Below are 19,126 nucleotides of genomic sequence, written 5' to 3'. Positions count from 1 at the left end.
ATTAAATTAAACTTATTCCTCTTCTATCACGGCAAATTCATTCCATTTATTAGCTGCTTTATAAGTTTCAAGAGAACCTTTAGGCACAATCAATGTACACTCGGACGCATTCGCAAACGGTGAAAGCGATAAAACCAAAGGTTCTGCCCGATTACAACGCACGTACTTTATGTCCGGCATCCCGTAAAAAGCTTGATATCCCAATGAAACCAAGGTACTCGGGAGAATTATCGTATTTCCTATACTTTTACAAGCAAAGGCATAACTCTTTACCGTAGTCACCCCTTCCGGAATAGTCAAATTACCCGTGAAAGCGTCACAATAACTAAAAGCATTTTCCCCTATCATGCGTAACGAAGCAGGCAACACCAAAGCTCCGGACAAGGACTTACAATTCCAAAATGCGTTATCTCCAATCTCTTCCAAACCGGAAGGCAAAGTCAACGCCCCGTTGAATCCCCTGCAATCGGAAAACACAGAAGCCTCAATCACCTTTATTCCATTCGGTACAATCAAATTACCCGTGAAACCTGAGCAAGATGAAAACGCCCCTTTCCCGATTCGTGTAAGCGTTGACGGAAGACTCAATTGCCCCGTGAAAGAACAAGCTCTAAAAGCCTCCATTCCTATAGTTTCCAAACCGTAAGGTAAAGTCAACGCTCCCTCGAAAGCACAATCGGCAAACGCCTTGTCACCAATCGATTTCACGTTAGAAGGAACAACCAGATTACCGGCTAATTGAATACAATGATCGAAAGCACTCTCCCCTATCTCTTCCAACGCCGCGGACAAAGTTACCCCGGTAATTTTCTTACAATAATTAAAAGCTTCCTTACCAATTATCCGTACCCCATCAGGAATAATTACATCCCCCGTTAACGATTCGCAACCATTAAAAGCCGACTCTCCAATTTCAACACAAGTGGCAGGCAACACCAATTTCCCGTCAAAATAATTTCCATAAAAAGCCCTACGGCTAATCACCTCTATTCCATCAGGCAAAATCAAATCGCCACGCAAACCGGTGCATTGCGCGAAAGCGTACTCGCCTACTTCCTTCAACCCGTCAGGCAATTCCAGTGTTCCGGTAAAATTATTACAAGACTGGAAAGCCGCGTACCCGATTTTCGTCACGCTTCCCGGAAGTTTCAATTCCCCTTTAAAACCGCAATCATAAAAAGCATTGTCCCCAATCTCCTCCAGCCGAGATGGTAACACAATATACCGGAAAGCACTCTTCCCGTGAAAAGCCCGAGCGGGAATACTGGTATCTTCCACCTCTTCCATATCGATACTTGTCAACTTTGTCATGGAATACTTCATGGCGTCATAATCATCCTGTCCCAATGTTCCGCTCAACTTCACCCCGCAAGTAGTCGTCATACGCTCTTTTCCGACCAATTCCCTCAAAGCTCCCGGAGTCTTCACGTGAATATACAGGCTATCGCCCACACCTTGATACACACCGATAGTACGAGCTGTACCATTCTCCCTCACCGTGATCAATCCCTTGCGATAATCGCGGGTAGTGTTCGTATCCACGGAGAATTGCAACGTACTTACTTCCCCGTCAAGAGACGAGATACATTTTAGCCACGAATACTCACTTGGGATGTCCACGCTAGGAATCCCACCGGAAGACACGTTTACCGAAACTATATTCTTCCCGCTACTCACACAACATACATCGTCAACCACCGTACTTCCACCTCCTTGCGAGAAACCGTATCCCTCTTGCTGTGGATAAATGTATACATCGGCATTGAAAGTATTCCAATTGGGCAAGCGTTTAATCTCTTCCGGAAACACTCCGGTCAAACGATTGCCATACAAAACCAATTTCCCCAAACCGGTAATATTACCCAACGATGCGGGAACAATTCCAGTTAATTGATTATTATGCAAAAGCAAAGAATATAAACCAGTCAAATTACCCAATTCTTCCGGAATATTTCCGGATAAATTATTATCATGCAATGCCAAAACCGAAAGAGTAATAAGTTTTCCAAACTCTTTCGGTATATTACCGGTCAACTGATTATACATCAAAAACAATCTTTCTAACTTCTGCAAGTTCCCTAGTTCAGCAGGAATATTTCCGGTTAATTGATTCATATGCAAAAACAAATTTGTTAATTCCGTTAACAAACCCAATTCGACAGGGATCTCACCGGATAAACGATTATCACATAATTCTAAATATTCTAATTTTACCAATAACGACAATTCCTTGGGTATACTTCCGGTTAATGCATTACTACTCAAACGTAATGTCTGCAGATTTGTTAGATTTCCTAATTCTGGAGGAATATTTCCGGTCAATTGGTTTCTTTCTTCACCAAGTCCTAATCCCAAGTATTGCAATTCACTTAATTTTCCAAGCCCAGAGGGAATATTCCCAATTAAATTATTTCCATCTAATTCTAATTTTATAACCCTTCCATCTCCATTACAAGTCACCCCATACCATTCCGACAATGGTTTATCGCTACACCAGTTCGCATTATTTATCCAATTCTGACCACCCGTCGCGTTGTAAAAAGCGATCAACGTCTCCCGGTCCGAAACACCTCCCTCTTGAGTAACCGTGAGAACAACATTTCTCTTCATCCCCGGTTCTCCGACACTTACCACGATTTCTCCCGAACGGGGACTCCCGTTATTGGCGGTTGCCGTTACCGTAAGAGTATTACCGCTAGCCACCGCACTACACCACCCGGTGATTTCCGGATCTATTGCAAACGTCCAAGAACTTTGATTCGTGAGCACCAACACGTTTCGGTTTTCGCCCGCGGGAGCCATTTGCAAGGTATCGTGATTTAGCATCAACGTCATATCCGGCAATTGGATCACGCGAACCGTCTTCTGTAAACTACCCGCCGTGAAAGTAATCGCACACTCCCGGGCAACAGTTGTATTACCATAAGCCTTGGTATAAACGGTCACCGTGTTAGCGTCTTCCATCAACTCGCACCAGTCCGCACCTCCCGTCACCGAAGCCGTCCACTCCTCGGCATTGGTTGTTACCCAAAGCGTCGTGTACGATTCCGATGCATCCACCGCAATCGTGTCCGCAGATACTTCCAACGAGAATGCCGTTCCCAACTGCGCCAGCGAAAGGTTGGCGTACACCTTGCCGTTAGGCGTTGCCACCGTCAACTCGGATTTCCGGGCGTTGCCACCCGTGTTTTTCTTCACGGAGACCACCACCTCGTCGCCCTCGACACGAGTCTCGTACCAGTCTACCGGAGGCGTATGAAGTTGCCACTCGGGCTGATTCGTCACCACCCGCACCCGGCGTTCCCCGCCATCGGCAGAAAGCGAGAATGCATTCTCGGACAACCGAAGAGCCGGATCGGTTCCCAACTGTTCCACCGTGATCAATCCCGTGGCTGTCACTTCCGTCGCCGCACTCGACGAGGTCAAGTTGATATACCCTTTACGGGTAGCCCTCTCGGGATTATCCCCTTTCGGAACGATTTGCAATTTATCCCCGTCCCGGGTAACCTCGAACCAAGCGGCATCGCCCCCCACCGCGTTGTACGTCCACTCGTCCTGATTGGTACTTATCGATACTTCTTCCTTCACGGCTCCCTTTTGTTTGAAAATCAATTGCGAGGAACTGTATTTCACTTGCGGCAATGTGCCCGCTTGGAACACGGAAACCGTCTTCGTCAACTCCTTGCTCCCCTTTCCCACGGTCACGGATATTGTCGCCGAGCGTTCCCGGTTGAACGGGTTCTCGTCGACGGCAATCGTCAACGTCATGCCCTCTGACGTCACGTGACACCACGTCGCCGCCTCTTCCGGCACATCCACCCGGTAAGTCTTGTAATTCGTCGTCACCATCACCGTGCGGCTCTCCGCCTCCGCCTTGAACTCCACGCTGGGATTCGAGAAATCCAACGTGGCAATCGGTCCTACCTCGTCACCCTCCGGGTCAAACTTGTCCGGGTAGCAACCCGTTTGCCAAAGCCCCAACCAAAGCAACAAGGCAAACGCTTTAAATATTCTTGCTTTCATCATAATCCTCTCTAAATTTTTAACTTAATACCCCTACCGTTTCTTCTTTTTCTGGAAATTAATCACGAAACCTATACCCGCAGTATAATCACACATGAAATCGTCACCGATCAAGGCATTAGCCGTCCCCGACAGAACAATATGCCCCAACCGAAAACTCAATCCCAATTCGACCTCCGGACCTTCCTGAAAGTCACTCACGTAACGCTCACCACTCTTGCTCTCCCACTGGCGACCGTATTTACCGAAACCGCCTCCCAAATGAAGAAAACACCAGCGATAAAGCCCCATGCTCACGCCGGCAATATAACTCTCCCGGATATACCCCTTGTCCACCGAGCCTTTCGTGTCATACTCCTCGGTAATCTCCTCGATACGGAATCCCTCCTCTTTCACGTTCGATTTCTTGAAAGAACCGTAAAAACCGAAACGTTTCCCGAAACCTACACGCCCGCCGACAGGTGCCGTACCCGAGTACAAATACTCCGCCGTCATACCCCAACGGTAAGGACTCTCGTCGGGAGGGAACACCGTGTAATACAACCGTTGCTTCGGCGACATCACCAACCGCAACTCCTCCCTCACGAAACCCTCGGCAGAGATATACAACGTCCGCTTTACCTCGTCCGTCAAGTCAAACACGAAGCGGTACACGTGCAAACCGTCCTCGTTCACACTCTTCTCCGGCTGCTCCCCGAAAGTAGACTTAATATTCAAATCCTCCAGCGGCGAAAGAAACTCAACACAAGCCTTCCCTTCCTCGGGAAAGAACGAGGTTCGTGATTCTTGTTGCTGAATCACCAGCTTTTTCTGCGCCTGCAACTGGGCGAACCCGACACTGCAAAACACCAATACCAATAAAAATTTCATACATCTCATATTCATAATTTTAAAAATTCTATTTCACTACCATTCATAACAAAAAACGACTGTCCCGCCGCAACGACATTCGCTACGGCGGGACAGAAAACGATGGAATAATCAAAAATTTAGTCTACTTTCTCGTAAAAAAGATCATTCACGTATTCATCAGGATCACGACGAGTGTCCCAAAGCGTCAGAATATAAATACAATTTTCCACCTCATCCACGTAATACACTATTTTAAAATAATCATGCACAACAATAGTTCGTATCGAAAGGAGTATCGACTCCAATAAAGGATCTAATTTCCCCATCATAGGATTAGTTTCCAACAAAGAGGAAAAATATTTAACCCTCTTGTAAAATTTCAAAGAAACAGAACGACCGAAATTCAAAGAACCTTGTTCCAAAATTTCAGCCAACCGTTCTTTCGCTTTTAAAGACCAAATTACTCGCATAACCACGGAAATCTAACCTCCATCTCTTTAAACACCTCTTCACTTGATTTCACTCGTCCCGCTTCAATATCCCGCAATCCGATTTCTACATCAGAAAGCACTTCTTCCACGATACGAGGAACTCGCGTAGGTTTATCAAAAGATGCATTTCCGCTCAACAATCCTTTCACACACGTCCTCACCTTATCCAAGGTTTCGGAACTATCTATCGCAAGAATATCACGTATCAATTGCATCTTACAAGCGTCCAACTCCATTGTAGTCATATCAAAACTCCTTTCTCTTTGGTTACTTGATACAAAGATACATTTTTTCCATGACAATTCCATCATTTTCTATCTCGTTTCCAGCATGTCAAAGAACGACCGTAACAGGTTCACTTATCCGGTGAAAAGCAAACACCCGCTCACTCCCCGTCATCGAAATCCGAAAGGGAGAAAATCTTATCGGCGGGCAAATCCGTACCGTCCTCGTACTTATCGGGTTGCCACGTGCGCACGTGAATCATCGGGTTCGTTTCATCCTTGAAATCCATCAACAGGAAAACGTACCCCACGTCATGGTAACGGTCGGACGTGAACCCCTGTTTCAACGTCACCCCGTAATAATGCTCCTTGGCGGGATGCTTCACCACCTTGATATCGTCGAAAATGACACGGATCATCTTATTGCTATTGAACACGTTCCGCAAATTCGCCATATACTCCTGTTTCGTCTGGCGTTTATACTCGATGTCGTGATTCAAACGGAACGGGTTATCGCCGCCCTTCACCGACTTGACCACTTTTCCCGTGATGATCAAAGCATTGTCGCTAAACACCTGATCAAGAAACACAAGGTCTTTCCGGTTGTACGCCGTCCGAAAATTCTCCACGAAATCGAGGATCACCTGCCTGCGGCGCAGATCGGTCACCGTGATATTACTCCGAATCACCTTGCTATAAAGATGCATCCCGATAGCGAAATAAACCCCGGTAATCTCCCCCGAACGGGAGAAATTCACGACAGCCTCCTGATAGGTGTCGTCCCCGTACGCCTCGGGGTCTAAAGGTTCCATCACCAAGGGGATATTGCGCACCTGATAACCGGAAGGCGTCTGCAAACACTTCTCGATCACCTCCGTCTCCGCACACCGAAACGGGCTCGTCTTCCACAACGCCATCACGTCCGACACCGCACCGCCATCCAACCCGCATCCCGCCAACTCCGGCTGCCTCCTCTCGAACTGTGCCATATTCACCTCGGTCAACAATTTCGTGAGCGACTGCTGCACCCGCTCTTTCACTACTTCATCCTGCATATCCGTCAAGAAAAAATCCGTACTGTACTGGGCTGAAACATTTCCCCCGAGCATACAGCACGCGCAGAGAAATAACCACCCGAAAAATAGCTTCTTTTTCATAGCATTTATCTGTTTTTTCACACCTTATCAATACAACTGGAACCACACCTTACCTTGGTTCGGGTAATTCTCGAGCCGGTCGCCCTCCGTGCCTTTCGTCAGGTTGCGCCGGGTAGCCATTCCCTTGCCCAAGATAGCTGTCACCTCCCCCGAACGGGAGAAAATCACCATGTAACACTGCTCTGGGGTAACCGCGGAACTCAATTTCCCGAACATCAATTTTCCCTTCTCCTTCTGCTCCACGAAATAACGTTGCAACTCGTCGATTTTCCGGAACGTCAATATCTTATCGAGCATCGGGTTACCCGTACCCCGGGGTGCCTCCTCCTTCACGACCTCGCGCACCACCACCGTGTCACGACGAGTAACCACTACCGTGTCTTTCCGCACAACCGTGACAGTATCCGTCACCCGTTGCACTTCGACCGTCTTCACCGTATCGGGCACCACCTCTTCTTTAGCAACAGCCGTCACGTCCACCCGCTCCTCACTACCGGTTGTATCCTTATCCACGAGAACATCCTTCACCGGAATGTCCGCCAGAGTATCTTTTTTCACCGGAAGCACCTCTACCGAATCCTTCTTCTCTATCGTCTCCCCGGTAGTTGCTTTTTGTCCCGCGAACTTTTCATTCACGTCCCCTTTATATATATAGGCAAACACCCGCTGCTTGTTCTCCCGCGTCAAAGCGATATGCTGCCACTTCTCCTTGATACGCGGAATAATCTCCTTGCCCACCGACAGATCCGACTGGACACCCAGTATCAGGTTCTGCAAAGCCAACTCCCGCGCGTCATTCAGCTTATCCATCGTGACATCCGCGTAATAATAATTACCACTCAACTTGATTTCTTTGATTTTCGCTTTCTCCTCTTGATATTGTTCTTGCGCTCCCGCCACGTGCAAGACAAATAAACAGAGGAAAAACAGATACAACCGTTTCATAATAACATATTTAATAATTCAACTTTTTCACTTTCGATTTATATTCCTCGAATAAATCCAACACGTTATGCGTGGGAACATACGTGTACAACCATCCCTTCAAGGAATAATCCCCCTTCAAAAATTTCTGCCGGTCGCACTCGTAATACAACACGTGATTGTAACCCAAATCGGAGTTCACCATAATAACGGTACCCGTGACCTTTCCCCGGGCAATCTCCTCCACACCAAAATAAGGCACACACTTTTCACCCTTGCAAAAAGCAACCCAGCTATTAACGGGCAATTCCAAATGATCGCGACGCTTACCGTAACGCCTATGTTCAACCTCCATAAACACCTCTTGCCCGATCCGCTCCCCTTCCAAAAAAAGATTCGCGAGAGAGGCTTCCGGGCAATCCTTATCAAACAAAAGAGTAACCACACTATCAGGAGCAACACGATAATAACGGTCGGAACACAACGCCGGAATGATATAATGTTCACCCCTCCGCCTGTAATACCCGCACCCGGGGACAGCCGTCAGCACAGACAAAGGGACTTGCTCCACCGCCGGGGTCTCCGGCATATACAGGAACAACTCTTTCTGGAAATCATCCTCCATCTCGATTTTATCCTTTCCCGCAATTAACCCGTACTGTTTCGGGAAGGTCATCTGCAAAGTGCCCGTTCCGGTGTCCCAGCCCACCTTGTAAGCAGTCGTATCGGCAACGAACACGAAATCCGTCCCCGGCTGGATCGCCGCCACGAACGAAACCAACGCCACGGGACTTTTCTCGAAAGGTACCCCGTTCAACACAAGCCCGACCTTATCATCATTCAAAAGCCGAAGAATCTCGTCCGGTTTATCTATCAAGAGTAAACGCAATAAATAGCGTTCCACAAAATCATAGACCGGACGCAAATACTCCGCCACCACACGTGTATCAAAAAGTTCCAGTCCGATACTCGAGATCAATCCCCCGAACCCCGCTTCCACGCGTACTCTTTTTCCCGGACATATAGCGTCGGCATCATATATTCCCGGCTTCATTGCCGATATACCGCGGGTTTCCAACATTTGTCCTATCTCTTCCAATTGCTTTGTCCGGTAAATCGTTTCCTCTTGCGCATACAAACAATTCACCTCCAAACACATGAACAAACAACAAATATACATCCATCGTTGCTCTATCATATTCCAATTCAAAACCACCTTTTTCACCTTCAACAATATTATTTTCAATCGATTAACGCACGATTAAATTCACAATTCCTCTATCAAAAAACGATCGTTTTATCACGTCACAAAATCAGCCCTACATCCAAAAAGATTTCAACCCTATTTTATAATCATCATTATTTCATCATGTTATTATCGATATATAATACATGTAACATTTTTTATTCAATTATAATTATTTTTCTATTATTCGACCATTAAAATAGACTTTGAATAGGATTTGAATGGGAATTGAATAGGAGATGGTACTAATCAAGTATAAATAATATACAAATATAATAACAATAATTTTACTTATTTTACGATTAATTCTTCCCGTTCCAGTCTAAAACATTCCAGCGTACTCCTTTTTTTAATCTTATATTTTTATCTTTGCCCAAATTAAAAATTAAAAATAATTGTCATGAGGATGATTTATAAGTTTATTGTATGTATGTTTATCGTGGGGTTCGCCCTCCCCGGAAGCGCGCAGAATCAGGGCAAAAAATTCACGTTGAATGATTTCTGCCTGAATTACACCTTCAGGACGCAAGGAATCACGGGACTCCGCTCGTTGAATGACGGGGAACATTACACGGTACTGGAAGACCGGGGGAAAAAGCTTGTCATGTACAGTTATAAAACCGGAAAGGCTGTCGAGACTCTTCTCGATTTGAACGACCCGAAATACGGTGACGTGAAAATGATTCAAGATTACGAGTTCAGCCCGGACGAAAGCCATATATTGATTTACACGAATATCCAACCAATCTACCGTCGTTCATTCACTGCCGACTATTACGTTTTTGATTTCAAGAACAGGGAGTTGAAACCTCTTTCAGAGGGCGGCAGCCAACGTCTGGCGACTTTCTCGCCCGTGGGAACAAAGATAGCGTTCGTGCGCGACAACAATATCTTCATTTCCGACCTGCGTTTCGGTTCCGAGATTCAGATTACTTTTGACGGGAAATTCAACGAGATTATCAATGGAGCTCCTGATTGGGTGTATGAAGAAGAGTTCGCTTTCAACAAAGCCTTCGAGTGGGCTCCCGACGGGTCCGCCTTGGCATTTATCAAATTCAACGAATCGAACGTGAAAATATTTCACATGAACATGTTTCAAGGACAATACCCCGCGCTAAAAGAGAACGCAACTTATCCTTCCAACTATTCCTATAAATACCCGAAAGCCGGAGAAGCGAACTCCGTCGTGAGCGTTCATGTATATGACATCAAAGACCGGGTTACCACCCCGATGAACATCGGGGAAGAAACAGACATCTACATTCCCAGAATCAAATGGACGAAAGACCCCAAGAGATTGGCAATCATGAAATTGAACCGTTTTCAGAACCGTCTGGAAATCCTCCTTGCCAACGCCCGCGTGGGAAGCACAACCGTTCTTTATCGCGAGGAAAACAAGTACTATATAGCGGAAGAAAATCTGGATAATCTGGTTTTCACGGAAGACGGGAAAAACTTTATCATGAGCAGCGAGAAAAACGGTTATTCGCACCTTTATTTATATACCATGGGGGGCAAGGAGGTACAACCTATCACTTCCGGCAATTACGACGTGGTCGATTTCTACGGTTACGACCCGGTGAAGAAATTATATTATTACTCTTCACACGAGGAATCACCCCTTGAAAAATACGTTTATTCCATTGACGCGAAGGGCAAAAAAAAGAAATTAACTCCCACGAAAGGATGGAACGAGGCGGAATTCAGCAAATCGTTTAAATATTTCGTGAACGTAGTTTCCAACGCAGACATGCCTCCCCTGTACACGCTTTACACAGCCAACGGGAAAGCCGTTCGCACGCTGGAAGATAATGCCGCGCTAAAAGAAAAACTCGGGGAATACAATGTAGCCAAAAGGGAATATATCCAAATCCCGGCTGCCGATGGCAAAACCCTGTTGAACGCGTGGATGATGAAACCGACCGATTTCGACGCGTCCAAGGCTTACCCGGTGTTAATTATCCAATATAGCGGTCCGAATTCACAACAGGTAAGAAATTCATGGGGCATGGATTGGGCGCAATACCTTGCACAAGAGGGGTATATCGTGACCTGTATCGACCCTCGCGGAACTGCCGCCCGGGGAGAGGAGTTCCGCAAGTGCACTTACATGCAGCTCGGGAAGATCGAGAGTGACGATATGATTGCCGCCGGGAAGTGGCTCGCGGAGCAACCGTACATCGACGCCCGCAAAGTGGGTATCTGGGGATGGAGCTTCGGCGGGTTCATGTCTTCATTGTGCCTGATGAAAGGAAACGATGTGTTCTCGACCGCTATCGCCGTGGCACCGGTGACGCACTGGGGATTCTACGATTCCATTTACACGGAACGTTTCATGCGTCGCCCGCAAGACAATCCGTCCGGGTATAACGACAACTCCCCTATTAACTGGGTGAAGGACTTGAAAGGAAACTTGTTGTTATGCCACGGAACCGCCGACGACAACGTGCACGTGCAGAACGCGTACGAGTTGGCGGAAGCTCTCGTGCAGGCGAACAAACAATTCGACATGCAGATTTACACCAACCGGAATCACAGTATTTACGGTGGCGTGACCCGGCTGCACCTTTACACGAAATTCGTTGACTATTTGAATCAACACTTGAAATAAAAAATGTATAAGTTGCGATTTAAATCGCAACTTATTTATTTTTTTTATAACTTGCCAACGATAGAAATAATTCGGATTTCACACTTTCGGTCTTCACGAGAACGGGGTTGGAATCTTAAACCATAAAACTAAAAAATAAAACGTTATGAGTAAATGTATCTGTACGTTAGAACCTCAGGCTATCTGGGAAAACTTTTATAAACTGACTCAAGTTCCGCGTCCTTCCAACCACGAGGAAAAAGCGAGAGAATTCGTGATGAACTGGGCAAAGGAAAACGGAATCCACGCTGAAATGGACGAGGCTTTCAATATATTATTGAGCAAACCGGCTACCCCGGGTATGGGAAACCGTAAAGGAGTGATTCTTCAAGGACACTTGGATATGGTTCCTCAAAAGAATGAAGACAAGCAACATGATTTCACCAAGGACCCGATAGAGGCATACGTTGACGGGGATTGGGTAACGGCTGACGGAACCACGCTCGGCGCGGATAACGGTATCGGTGTTGCCGCCGGAATGGGTATCTTGTTGTCAAAAGACATTCCTCACGGACCGATTGAAGTATTGATTACCGCTACCGAGGAAACCGGTATGGACGGGGCAAACGGTATCCGCCCGAACTGGGTAAAAGGCGATATTTTGTTGAATCTCGATTCTGAAACCGAAGGAGAACTATACGTGGGTTGTGCCGGGGGTATCGACGGGGAAATCGAATTCACTTACACGCCGGAAGCCGTTCCCGCCGGAAGTAAAGCATTCCAATTAACTTTAAAAGGATTGAAGGGCGGACACTCCGGAATGGATATCAATTTAGGCAGAGGAAATGCCAACAAATTGTTCTTCCGTTTCTTGAAAGCTGTCAGCAAAGAGTTAGGACTCCGCCTCGCTTCGGTGTCGGGAGGTAACATGAGAAACGCTATCCCGCGTGAAGCATTCGGTATTGTCACCGTTCCGGCTGCCAATGTGGATAAATTCCTTGCTAAAGTGAAGGAGTACGAGGGTATCTTTAAAGCAGAATTAAGCGCTAAAGAACCGAACCTTATCCTCACGGCAGAAGAAAGCGCTATGCCGCAAAACGTGATGCCGGAACAAACGCAATACAATTTAATCAACGCTATCAAGGCTTGCCCGAACGGCGCGATGCGCATGATTGACTCTATGCCGGACACGGTGGAAACATCCAACAATTTAGCAATCGTGAAGGGCGGTGACGGTAAAATCGAGATTTACATGTTGATGCGTTCATCCGTGGAAACAGCCAAGACATCGCTCGCGCAAGTAGTTGACTCCGTGTTTGAACTCGCCGGAGCTTCCAAGATTAATTTTGTCGGAGAATACCCGGGATGGAAACCGAATCCGGATTCAGCTATCCGCAAAGAAATGGAAGAGGTTTACAATAAACTCTACGGGAAGACACCCGCTATCATGGCTATCCATGCCGGACTGGAATGCGGTATCCTCGGCTCGACTTATCCCAAGTGGGATATGATTTCTTTCGGACCGACCATCAGTTCCCCGCACTCTCCGGATGAGAAAGTAAACATCGAATCCGTTGGTAAATTCTGGGAATTCTTGAAAGCGACATTGGCTGCTATTCCGACGAAATAAAAAATATCATTGAAGAGGGTGTGTTTCAACACACCTCCTTCAATATTTATCCTTCTCTTTAGCTATCAAGAGGAAAGATATAATTTTATGAAAAGTTAGAACCCGTAAACACCTATATTTTACAATACTTACAAACATTTCCGCTACAACCAATAGTTTACGAAACATGGTTCCTTTAGTTACGACTTCTGCCTCATCTTCAAGTCATTTACTCTATTTTGCAATATTTTAACGACAACGTATTATTTTCTTTATTATCTTTGTAGGGAAAATTCATATTATTAGAACATGACTTTAAAGAAATTGACGTTACCGGAACTCTTGAAAACAAGCTGTTCCAAGTTTTCAAAAAATTTGTCTTTAAATTTTGTCGCAAGCGGAAAAAGAACTTACCAAGATTTATATAACGAAGTTGTATCTATTGCCAATCATTTACTTCATTTGGGCGTAAAGAAAGGTGATAAGGTAGCCATATTAAGCGCGAATATGCCGAACTGGGGAATCACCCAATTTGCCATCGCGAACATCGGGGCTATTGCCGTACCTGTCTTGCCGGGATTCTGCGCCACGGAATTGCAGAATATTCTGGAACACGCGGAAGTAAAGGTAATCTTCGTTTCCCGCCTACTGGCAAAATGTCTTGAAGATGTGAAAACACCTTATCTAGAACATAAAATCCTGATCAATAACTTCGCCACGATGCCGGAAGGATGTTACCAACCGGAAGATTTGGACAAGTTAGTACCGGATATCGATTTGAATAACACGACTCCTCTCCCGGAAATTTCCATCGAGGAGGAAGACATCGCGTCGATCATCTACACTTCAGGAACAACCGGATTCTCGAAAGGTGTAGTACTGACACACAAAAACCTCGTGTGGGACGCACGCCAATGCTGTACTATCCAACACGTGAGTGAAGCCGATCGCTTCTTGAGTATATTGCCGATGGCACATACTTACGAGAACACGCTGGGACTTTTGCTACCGCTTATGTTCGGTGCTCAAGTTTTCTATCTCGACCGTGTACCGACACCGAAATTACTGGTTCCGGCGATGCAGAAGATTCGTCCTACCGTTGTTTTGTCCGTGCCGTTGATTATCGAAAAAATATACAAATCACAAGTTTTACCCAAATTCACGAGTTCAAAACTCATGAGCGCGGTTTATAAGTTTGCACCGACTCGTAAACTTTTGAATCGTATGGCGGGCAAGAAACTGATGGAAACATTCGGGGGAGAATTGGTATTTTTCGGAATCGGTGGTTCCAAACTGGACGGTACCGTGGAGCAATTTCTGCGGGAAGCTAAATTCCCCTACGCTATCGGTTACGGTCTGACGGAAACCGCTCCCATGGCTGCCGGTTCGAATCCTTCGCAAACATTCCTGCAAGGAGTAGGTCCTATCATGGAAGGGGTTGACATCCGTATCGACAATCCGGACAAATCCGGACAAGGGGAAATCTGGATTAAAGGTCCCAACGTGATGCAAGGGTACTATAAACGCCCGGAACTCAATGCCGAGGTCTTCACCGAAGACGGTTGGTTTAAAACCGGGGACTTGGGTACATTGGACAAGAAAGGTCGTCTGGCTATCCGGGGAAGAATCAAAACGATGATATTAGGTGCGTCCGGTGAGAATATCTACCCGGAAGAAATAGAATCTATCATCAATAATTTCCGTTTCGTGAACGAGTCTTTGGTCGTTGAAAATAGCGGTAAACTTGTTGCCATGGTTCATTTCAACATGGAAGAACTGGAAAAACAATACCAGAAATTCAAAGATCAAGCCGGAGATTATAAAAAGAAGATCAACGATTATATCGAAGAACAAAAACAAGAACTTCGCGATTACGTGAATGCACGGGTAAATAATTTCTCAAAATTACAACTGGTAATGGTTCAACACGAACCGTTTGAAAAAACCCCGACTCACAAGATCAAGCGTTTTCTTTATAATAAAATGAATTAATCATTCTTTTTTATCTAGAATATTTACAAGAAAAAGAGGTTGCCTAGACAACCTCTTTTTCGATTCTTTCAATTTCTTGTATTTATCATTAAATCCGCCGTGAAATTCCCATTCAATTTCGGGTCAAACATATTGATTAATACATTAACTAACTCATTATCTGTTTTCAGAATCATTCCGGTAGACACGCTGATTTTAGCGGGAATAATATCTTCCTCTGTATCCATAGGTCCCAATTCGATGGAAATTTGTTTAATTAATAACTTGAAATCCGTCAAATTATTGTTCTGAATCAACTCTTTAATTCCGTCAATCTCTGAAATAAACGGGAAGTCTGCCAAAGGCAAAGATACATCTTTAAGTATGGTGATCGTGTCTGTTCGGGGAATATCCAAACGGAATTCATCTTCCTCGAGCGGAATGGTGAAAGAATCCGGTAATTCCAATTCAGTCAATAGCGGGGAGATTACCCGAATCAAATTACTTCCCTCTCCACCCTCTTTCTCTATCGTGAAATAGAATAGAGCCAACAATTCATTCAAGGTTCCCTCGGGCAATTCCGGAATAAAATCATCTAACGAAATCTCTTTACCGGAAAAATACAAGGCAAGTCCCCAGTTCTGGCTCATCCATTCACCACACCAACGTTCACGGGGGTCCACGTAAGCCGTAGTTTTGAAAGGTTCTCCTTTAACCCATTGCGTGTATTCCTCCCCCCGGATTCCTCGTACTTCCCAATTATAATCCGTTTCACGTTGCAAAGACTCCGTCCCAAACGAGGTACCTTCCAATTCCATGGCTTCACCCTCGTTAAATCTTATTTCATATTTATCGGCGTTTCCTTTCCAAAGTAAAATCGCACTATTATACGTGTAGCTTGCAACCCTTAAATCCGAAGGGGCGACCAATGCTTCCGGGGTTTTTGTACCGGGATCAGGCACTTCCGGCTCGTTCTCGTTATCATCACTACATCCGACAAAAAGAGATGTCAGAAAAAGTATTCCCAATATGTGTATCCATCTAGTCTTCATATCCAATATTTTTTAAGTTCAAAAGGTGTTCGAGAGGCAAACATCAAGAGTCTTTATACCTCTCGAACAATCTCTATTTCAATCATTCCGTTTTACCGGGAGGAGGAGCCAATATAACCCCATTCTGCTGTTCTCGAATTGACCAGTTAGGGTGACTCTCCATTTTAGACCACAAATTCTGCGGAATTGTCCCTGTCAATCTGTTGCCACTTAAATGTAAAACACTTTTCGAAAGAGTAAAACCACCTTCACTAATTTTCTCCGGAATAGCACCTTCAAAATTATTATCACGTAAATCAAGGTTGTTCAACTTGAAATTAGCGAAATCAACAGAAAGTTCTCCACTTAATTGATTATCTTGCAAATAAAGGTCCTTCAAAGTGGTTACCTTAAATAAAGTAGACGGTATCTCTCCCACCAGCCTATTCGAATCCAGACACAAGTATGTCAATTTAGGCAACAACGCTAAAGTACTCGGTATTTCACCCTCCAACTGATTATTAGTTAATTCTATCCTTGACAATCCCGTCATGTTCTTATTCCAATCCATCGGTATGGTCCCCGACAATGAGTTTCTGGATAATTTAACAGTAGCTAATGCTGTTAATTTGCCCAATGAAGGTATCGTCCCTTCCAAACGATTATCCGATACATCCAATGTTTTCAAGGCATACATATTACCGATCTCCGGGCATAAACCTATCAATCGATTGTTACTCAAGTCAAGCTTAGTTACTTTTACCAAGTTGCCGACAGAAGAAGGAATAATTCCCGTTAATCGGTTATTTTTCAATTCAATGGAAGTAACTTCCCTCATTCCGCCGATCGTTGCGGGAATATTCCCTGTCAATTGATTGTTACTCAAATTTAACGTGGTAACATTTACCAAATCCCCGATAGATTCCGGTATCGTCCCACTAATATTATTACCGCTCATGTTCAGCGTGATCAATGATTTACATCCACCAATATCTTCCGGTATAAAATTGAAGTTATTTCCAGTGATGGTCAAAGTTTTAAGATTCACCAGACTTCCCAATGAAGTACACAGATCGGAGAACGAACTATTGGTTATAGACAACGATTCCAAAGCCGTCAAATATCCCACTCCACCGGGAAGAGCACCTTGCACATTCTTGCAATTGGACAAAGAAAGCGTCTTCAACGACACCATGCGTTCGACAGGTTCTACTGACGTGAATCCAGTCGTAGAAAGACTCAGGTATTCCAATTTTATCAATTTTGCCCAGTTCTCCGACATCGGACCGGCAAAACCGGTTGTGATGGTCAATCTTTTCAAATTCTCGAGATCACCTATCACATCTAACGCATCATAGAAAGAGAAATTCAAGGTCAAATCTTCAAGGCTTTCCAAAGCCCCAAATTCTACCGGAAATTCTGTAAAATCACCTCTCAACGATAACTTTTTCAAGTTCGTCAACCTACTGATTTCCGGCGGTATCGGTCCGGAAACCCTACGCCCGGCAACAGAGTAACTACCACCGAAACTCAAGGTTTCCAGATAAGTAAGTTCTCCGATTTTAGGTGAAATCTGTCCGTTTCCATCCGCCGGGAATGTAAGTTCAATCACTTTACCGTCACGTGTTTTCACCCCATACCACTCTTCTATCGGTTTTTCCATAGACCAAGCTTTCTTAAAAACGTCAGGCCAATTCTCGAAATCCAAAGCTAATGCTATTTCATAGATGATTTTCCGCTCGTCAAGATCCGCTTCTATACCTCCGGCCTGAACGACGGTCAATGTATCAACAGTTTCGTGATTATCTATCCCTCGCACAAAAATTTTAGCCATACGCTGCGTTTTATCAATCGGGTTCTCTGTCAATTTGATCCGCATACTTCCCGATGCTAACCCGAAAGTCACGGGAGCAGGCTGAATCCAATTAGCATGGTTGGGAATAACAAGTTCATAACGCCCGTCAATATTATCCGAGATGTTCAACATGTAGGTTGCTTCTTCCCGCGGAGCTGTCAATACTCTGTCTACAACAAATTCGGAATCCTCGATCACAATAATCTCCCGATCTATCTGTAAAACTTTTATTTCCGCATATAACGAGGGATTATTTCTATCCCTGACGGTAACCACGCAATTTCTGGTTTCTCCATCCATAAATTCATCTACTTGCAGCAACAAACGATCCACTCTGGGCGAACGTTGACGCCCGGGCTCCAAACGCAGCCAGTCCACGTCTTGCGGAATCTCCACGTCATATGTTACATTCGAACGTAAATCAATTTTCAACGTCTGCCCCTCTAGCGGCACGACATATTCTGACCGGGAAAGCACAATAACATCCCGTTGCACTTGATAAACATAGACGGTATCTCTCAACTTCTCGTCCTCGACACTCATAAAAATAATCTCTCCTACCCGGGCACTTTCATCCCGTGTCGCATCAATTTTAAAAGACATGGATTTATTTTCCAACCCACGAGCCAAACCACTACTCCTGCCTTCCGGCAAAACCGTGATCCAAGAGGCGGATGCTGTCGGAATCTCTACCCGATAGTCGATATTAGTCTGCAAATTGACTGTTATCTCATCCCCTTCCATCCCGATATCGTCGAACTTGTCTTTCGAAAGAATGATAGCATCCTTCTTTTTCTGGTACACGGTCAATGTGTACTTCTTTCCTCCCGCTAAAAGCGTGACATTCACACTACGATCATCATACTCCATGTTGGGTTCTAGGGTAAAATTCACAATTGTCGTTCCCGCCCCTCCACTTTTCGGTTCATAGGAACACCAACCATCGCCTCCCTCTATCGTCCAATCAATATCTGAAGTAATAATTGTCCTCTCGGTAAGTCTTCCTGACGGAATAATCAACTCTAAATCTGATATTTCCACCTTGTCGGAGATAAACTTTTTCAATGATTCTTCCTCATCGCTACAGCTATACCCCATGTAGGTTATCAACAATATTATCAGTAATCTTATCGTTTTCATAATCTTCATTGTT

12 protein-coding genes are annotated in these 19,126 nt (G+C 45.0%); 3 read left to right on the top strand and 9 right to left on the bottom strand.

Features of this window, described 5'->3' with window-relative positions:
- Positions 1 to 12: 12 nt before the first annotated feature.
- The 7 genes from H8S64_RS12335 to H8S64_RS12305 form a co-directional block, all read right to left on the bottom strand.
- On the bottom strand, positions 13 to 4,026 hold the full coding sequence (locus tag H8S64_RS12335) for a leucine-rich repeat protein (protein ID WP_186976320.1): 4,014 nt from the start codon (positions 4,024 to 4,026) through the stop codon (positions 13 to 15).
- A gap of 30 nt (positions 4,027 to 4,056) precedes the next feature.
- Positions 4,057 to 4,893 carry a hypothetical protein gene (locus tag H8S64_RS12330; protein ID WP_186976319.1) on the bottom strand — a complete coding sequence of 279 codons (837 nt, stop codon included), beginning with the start codon at positions 4,891 to 4,893 and terminating at the stop codon, positions 4,057 to 4,059.
- 119 nt (positions 4,894 to 5,012) lie between these two features.
- The gene (locus H8S64_RS12325; protein ID WP_186976318.1) at positions 5,013 to 5,345 is read right to left on the bottom strand and encodes a type II toxin-antitoxin system RelE/ParE family toxin; all 333 of its coding nucleotides are present in this window, start codon (positions 5,343 to 5,345) and stop codon (positions 5,013 to 5,015) included.
- Positions 5,336 to 5,611 carry a hypothetical protein gene (locus H8S64_RS12320; protein ID WP_186976317.1) on the bottom strand — a complete coding sequence of 92 codons (276 nt, stop codon included), beginning with the start codon at positions 5,609 to 5,611 and terminating at the stop codon, positions 5,336 to 5,338. Before H8S64_RS12320 ends, H8S64_RS12325 begins: the two co-directional genes overlap by 10 nt.
- 140 nt (positions 5,612 to 5,751) lie before the next feature.
- Entirely contained in the window at positions 5,752 to 6,747 is a 996-nt protein-coding gene (locus H8S64_RS12315) for a nuclear transport factor 2 family protein (protein WP_186976316.1), read from the bottom strand.
- Between the two features lie 27 nt (positions 6,748 to 6,774).
- Positions 6,775 to 7,692 carry a hypothetical protein gene (locus H8S64_RS12310; protein WP_186976315.1) on the bottom strand — a complete coding sequence of 306 codons (918 nt, stop codon included), beginning with the start codon at positions 7,690 to 7,692 and terminating at the stop codon, positions 6,775 to 6,777.
- Positions 7,693 to 7,702: 10 nt separating this feature from the next.
- A complete protein-coding gene (locus H8S64_RS12305) occupies positions 7,703 to 8,896 on the bottom strand; it encodes a hypothetical protein (protein WP_186976314.1) in 1,194 nt (397 codons plus the stop codon).
- Positions 8,897 to 9,317: 421 nt separating this feature from the next.
- Between H8S64_RS12305 and H8S64_RS12300 the strand changes: the two genes are divergently transcribed.
- From H8S64_RS12300 to H8S64_RS12290, 3 genes are all read left to right on the top strand, one after another.
- Positions 9,318 to 11,528: a S9 family peptidase gene (locus tag H8S64_RS12300; RefSeq protein ID WP_255469523.1), complete on the top strand. Its 2,211-nt coding sequence runs from the start codon at positions 9,318 to 9,320 to the stop codon at positions 11,526 to 11,528.
- 145 nt (positions 11,529 to 11,673) lie between these two features.
- A complete protein-coding gene (locus tag H8S64_RS12295) occupies positions 11,674 to 13,137 on the top strand; it encodes an aminoacyl-histidine dipeptidase (protein WP_186976313.1) in 1,464 nt (487 codons plus the stop codon).
- Positions 13,138 to 13,425: 288 nt separating this feature from the next.
- Complete coding sequence (locus H8S64_RS12290; protein ID WP_186976312.1) at positions 13,426 to 15,108, top strand: AMP-binding protein; 1,683 nt, start codon at positions 13,426 to 13,428, stop codon at positions 15,106 to 15,108.
- 68 nt (positions 15,109 to 15,176) lie between these two features.
- Here H8S64_RS12290 and H8S64_RS12285 read toward each other — a convergent pair whose 3' ends face one another.
- Positions 15,177 to 16,139: a hypothetical protein gene (locus H8S64_RS12285; RefSeq protein ID WP_186976311.1), complete on the bottom strand. Its 963-nt coding sequence runs from the start codon at positions 16,137 to 16,139 to the stop codon at positions 15,177 to 15,179.
- Between the two features lie 82 nt (positions 16,140 to 16,221).
- Positions 16,222 to 19,113 carry a leucine-rich repeat domain-containing protein gene (locus H8S64_RS12280; protein WP_186976310.1) on the bottom strand — a complete coding sequence of 964 codons (2,892 nt, stop codon included), beginning with the start codon at positions 19,111 to 19,113 and terminating at the stop codon, positions 16,222 to 16,224.
- Positions 19,114 to 19,126: the final 13 nt, after the last annotated feature.

Source organism: Butyricimonas hominis (assembly GCF_014287455.1).
GTDB classification, from domain to species: domain Bacteria; phylum Bacteroidota; class Bacteroidia; order Bacteroidales; family Marinifilaceae; genus Butyricimonas; species Butyricimonas muris.
Note: the sequence above shows the minus strand (reverse complement) of the source record. Positions and strands in the feature narration are given on the sequence as shown.

Bases quoted from the DNA above. Each gene is read 5' to 3' on its own strand.
- H8S64_RS12280 (WP_186976310.1), bottom strand. From the start codon at position 19,113: ATGAAAACGATAAGATTACTGATAATATTGTTGATAACCTACATGGGG.
- H8S64_RS12295 (WP_186976313.1), top strand. From the start codon at position 11,674: ATGAGTAAATGTATCTGTACGTTAGAACCTCAGGCTATCTGGGAAAAC.
- H8S64_RS12320 (WP_186976317.1), bottom strand. From the start codon at position 5,611: ATGACTACAATGGAGTTGGACGCTTGTAAGATGCAATTGATACGTGAT.
- H8S64_RS12290 (WP_186976312.1), top strand. From the start codon at position 13,426: ATGACTTTAAAGAAATTGACGTTACCGGAACTCTTGAAAACAAGCTGT.
- H8S64_RS12285 (WP_186976311.1), bottom strand. From the start codon at position 16,139: ATGAAGACTAGATGGATACACATATTGGGAATACTTTTTCTGACATCT.
- H8S64_RS12335 (WP_186976320.1), bottom strand. From the start codon at position 4,026: ATGATGAAAGCAAGAATATTTAAAGCGTTTGCCTTGTTGCTTTGGTTG.
- H8S64_RS12315 (WP_186976316.1), bottom strand. From the start codon at position 6,747: ATGAAAAAGAAGCTATTTTTCGGGTGGTTATTTCTCTGCGCGTGCTGT.
- H8S64_RS12310 (WP_186976315.1), bottom strand. From the start codon at position 7,692: ATGAAACGGTTGTATCTGTTTTTCCTCTGTTTATTTGTCTTGCACGTG.
- H8S64_RS12330 (WP_186976319.1), bottom strand. From the start codon at position 4,893: ATGAAATTTTTATTGGTATTGGTGTTTTGCAGTGTCGGGTTCGCCCAG.
- H8S64_RS12325 (WP_186976318.1), bottom strand. From the start codon at position 5,345: ATGCGAGTAATTTGGTCTTTAAAAGCGAAAGAACGGTTGGCTGAAATT.
- H8S64_RS12300 (WP_255469523.1), top strand. From the start codon at position 9,318: ATGAGGATGATTTATAAGTTTATTGTATGTATGTTTATCGTGGGGTTC.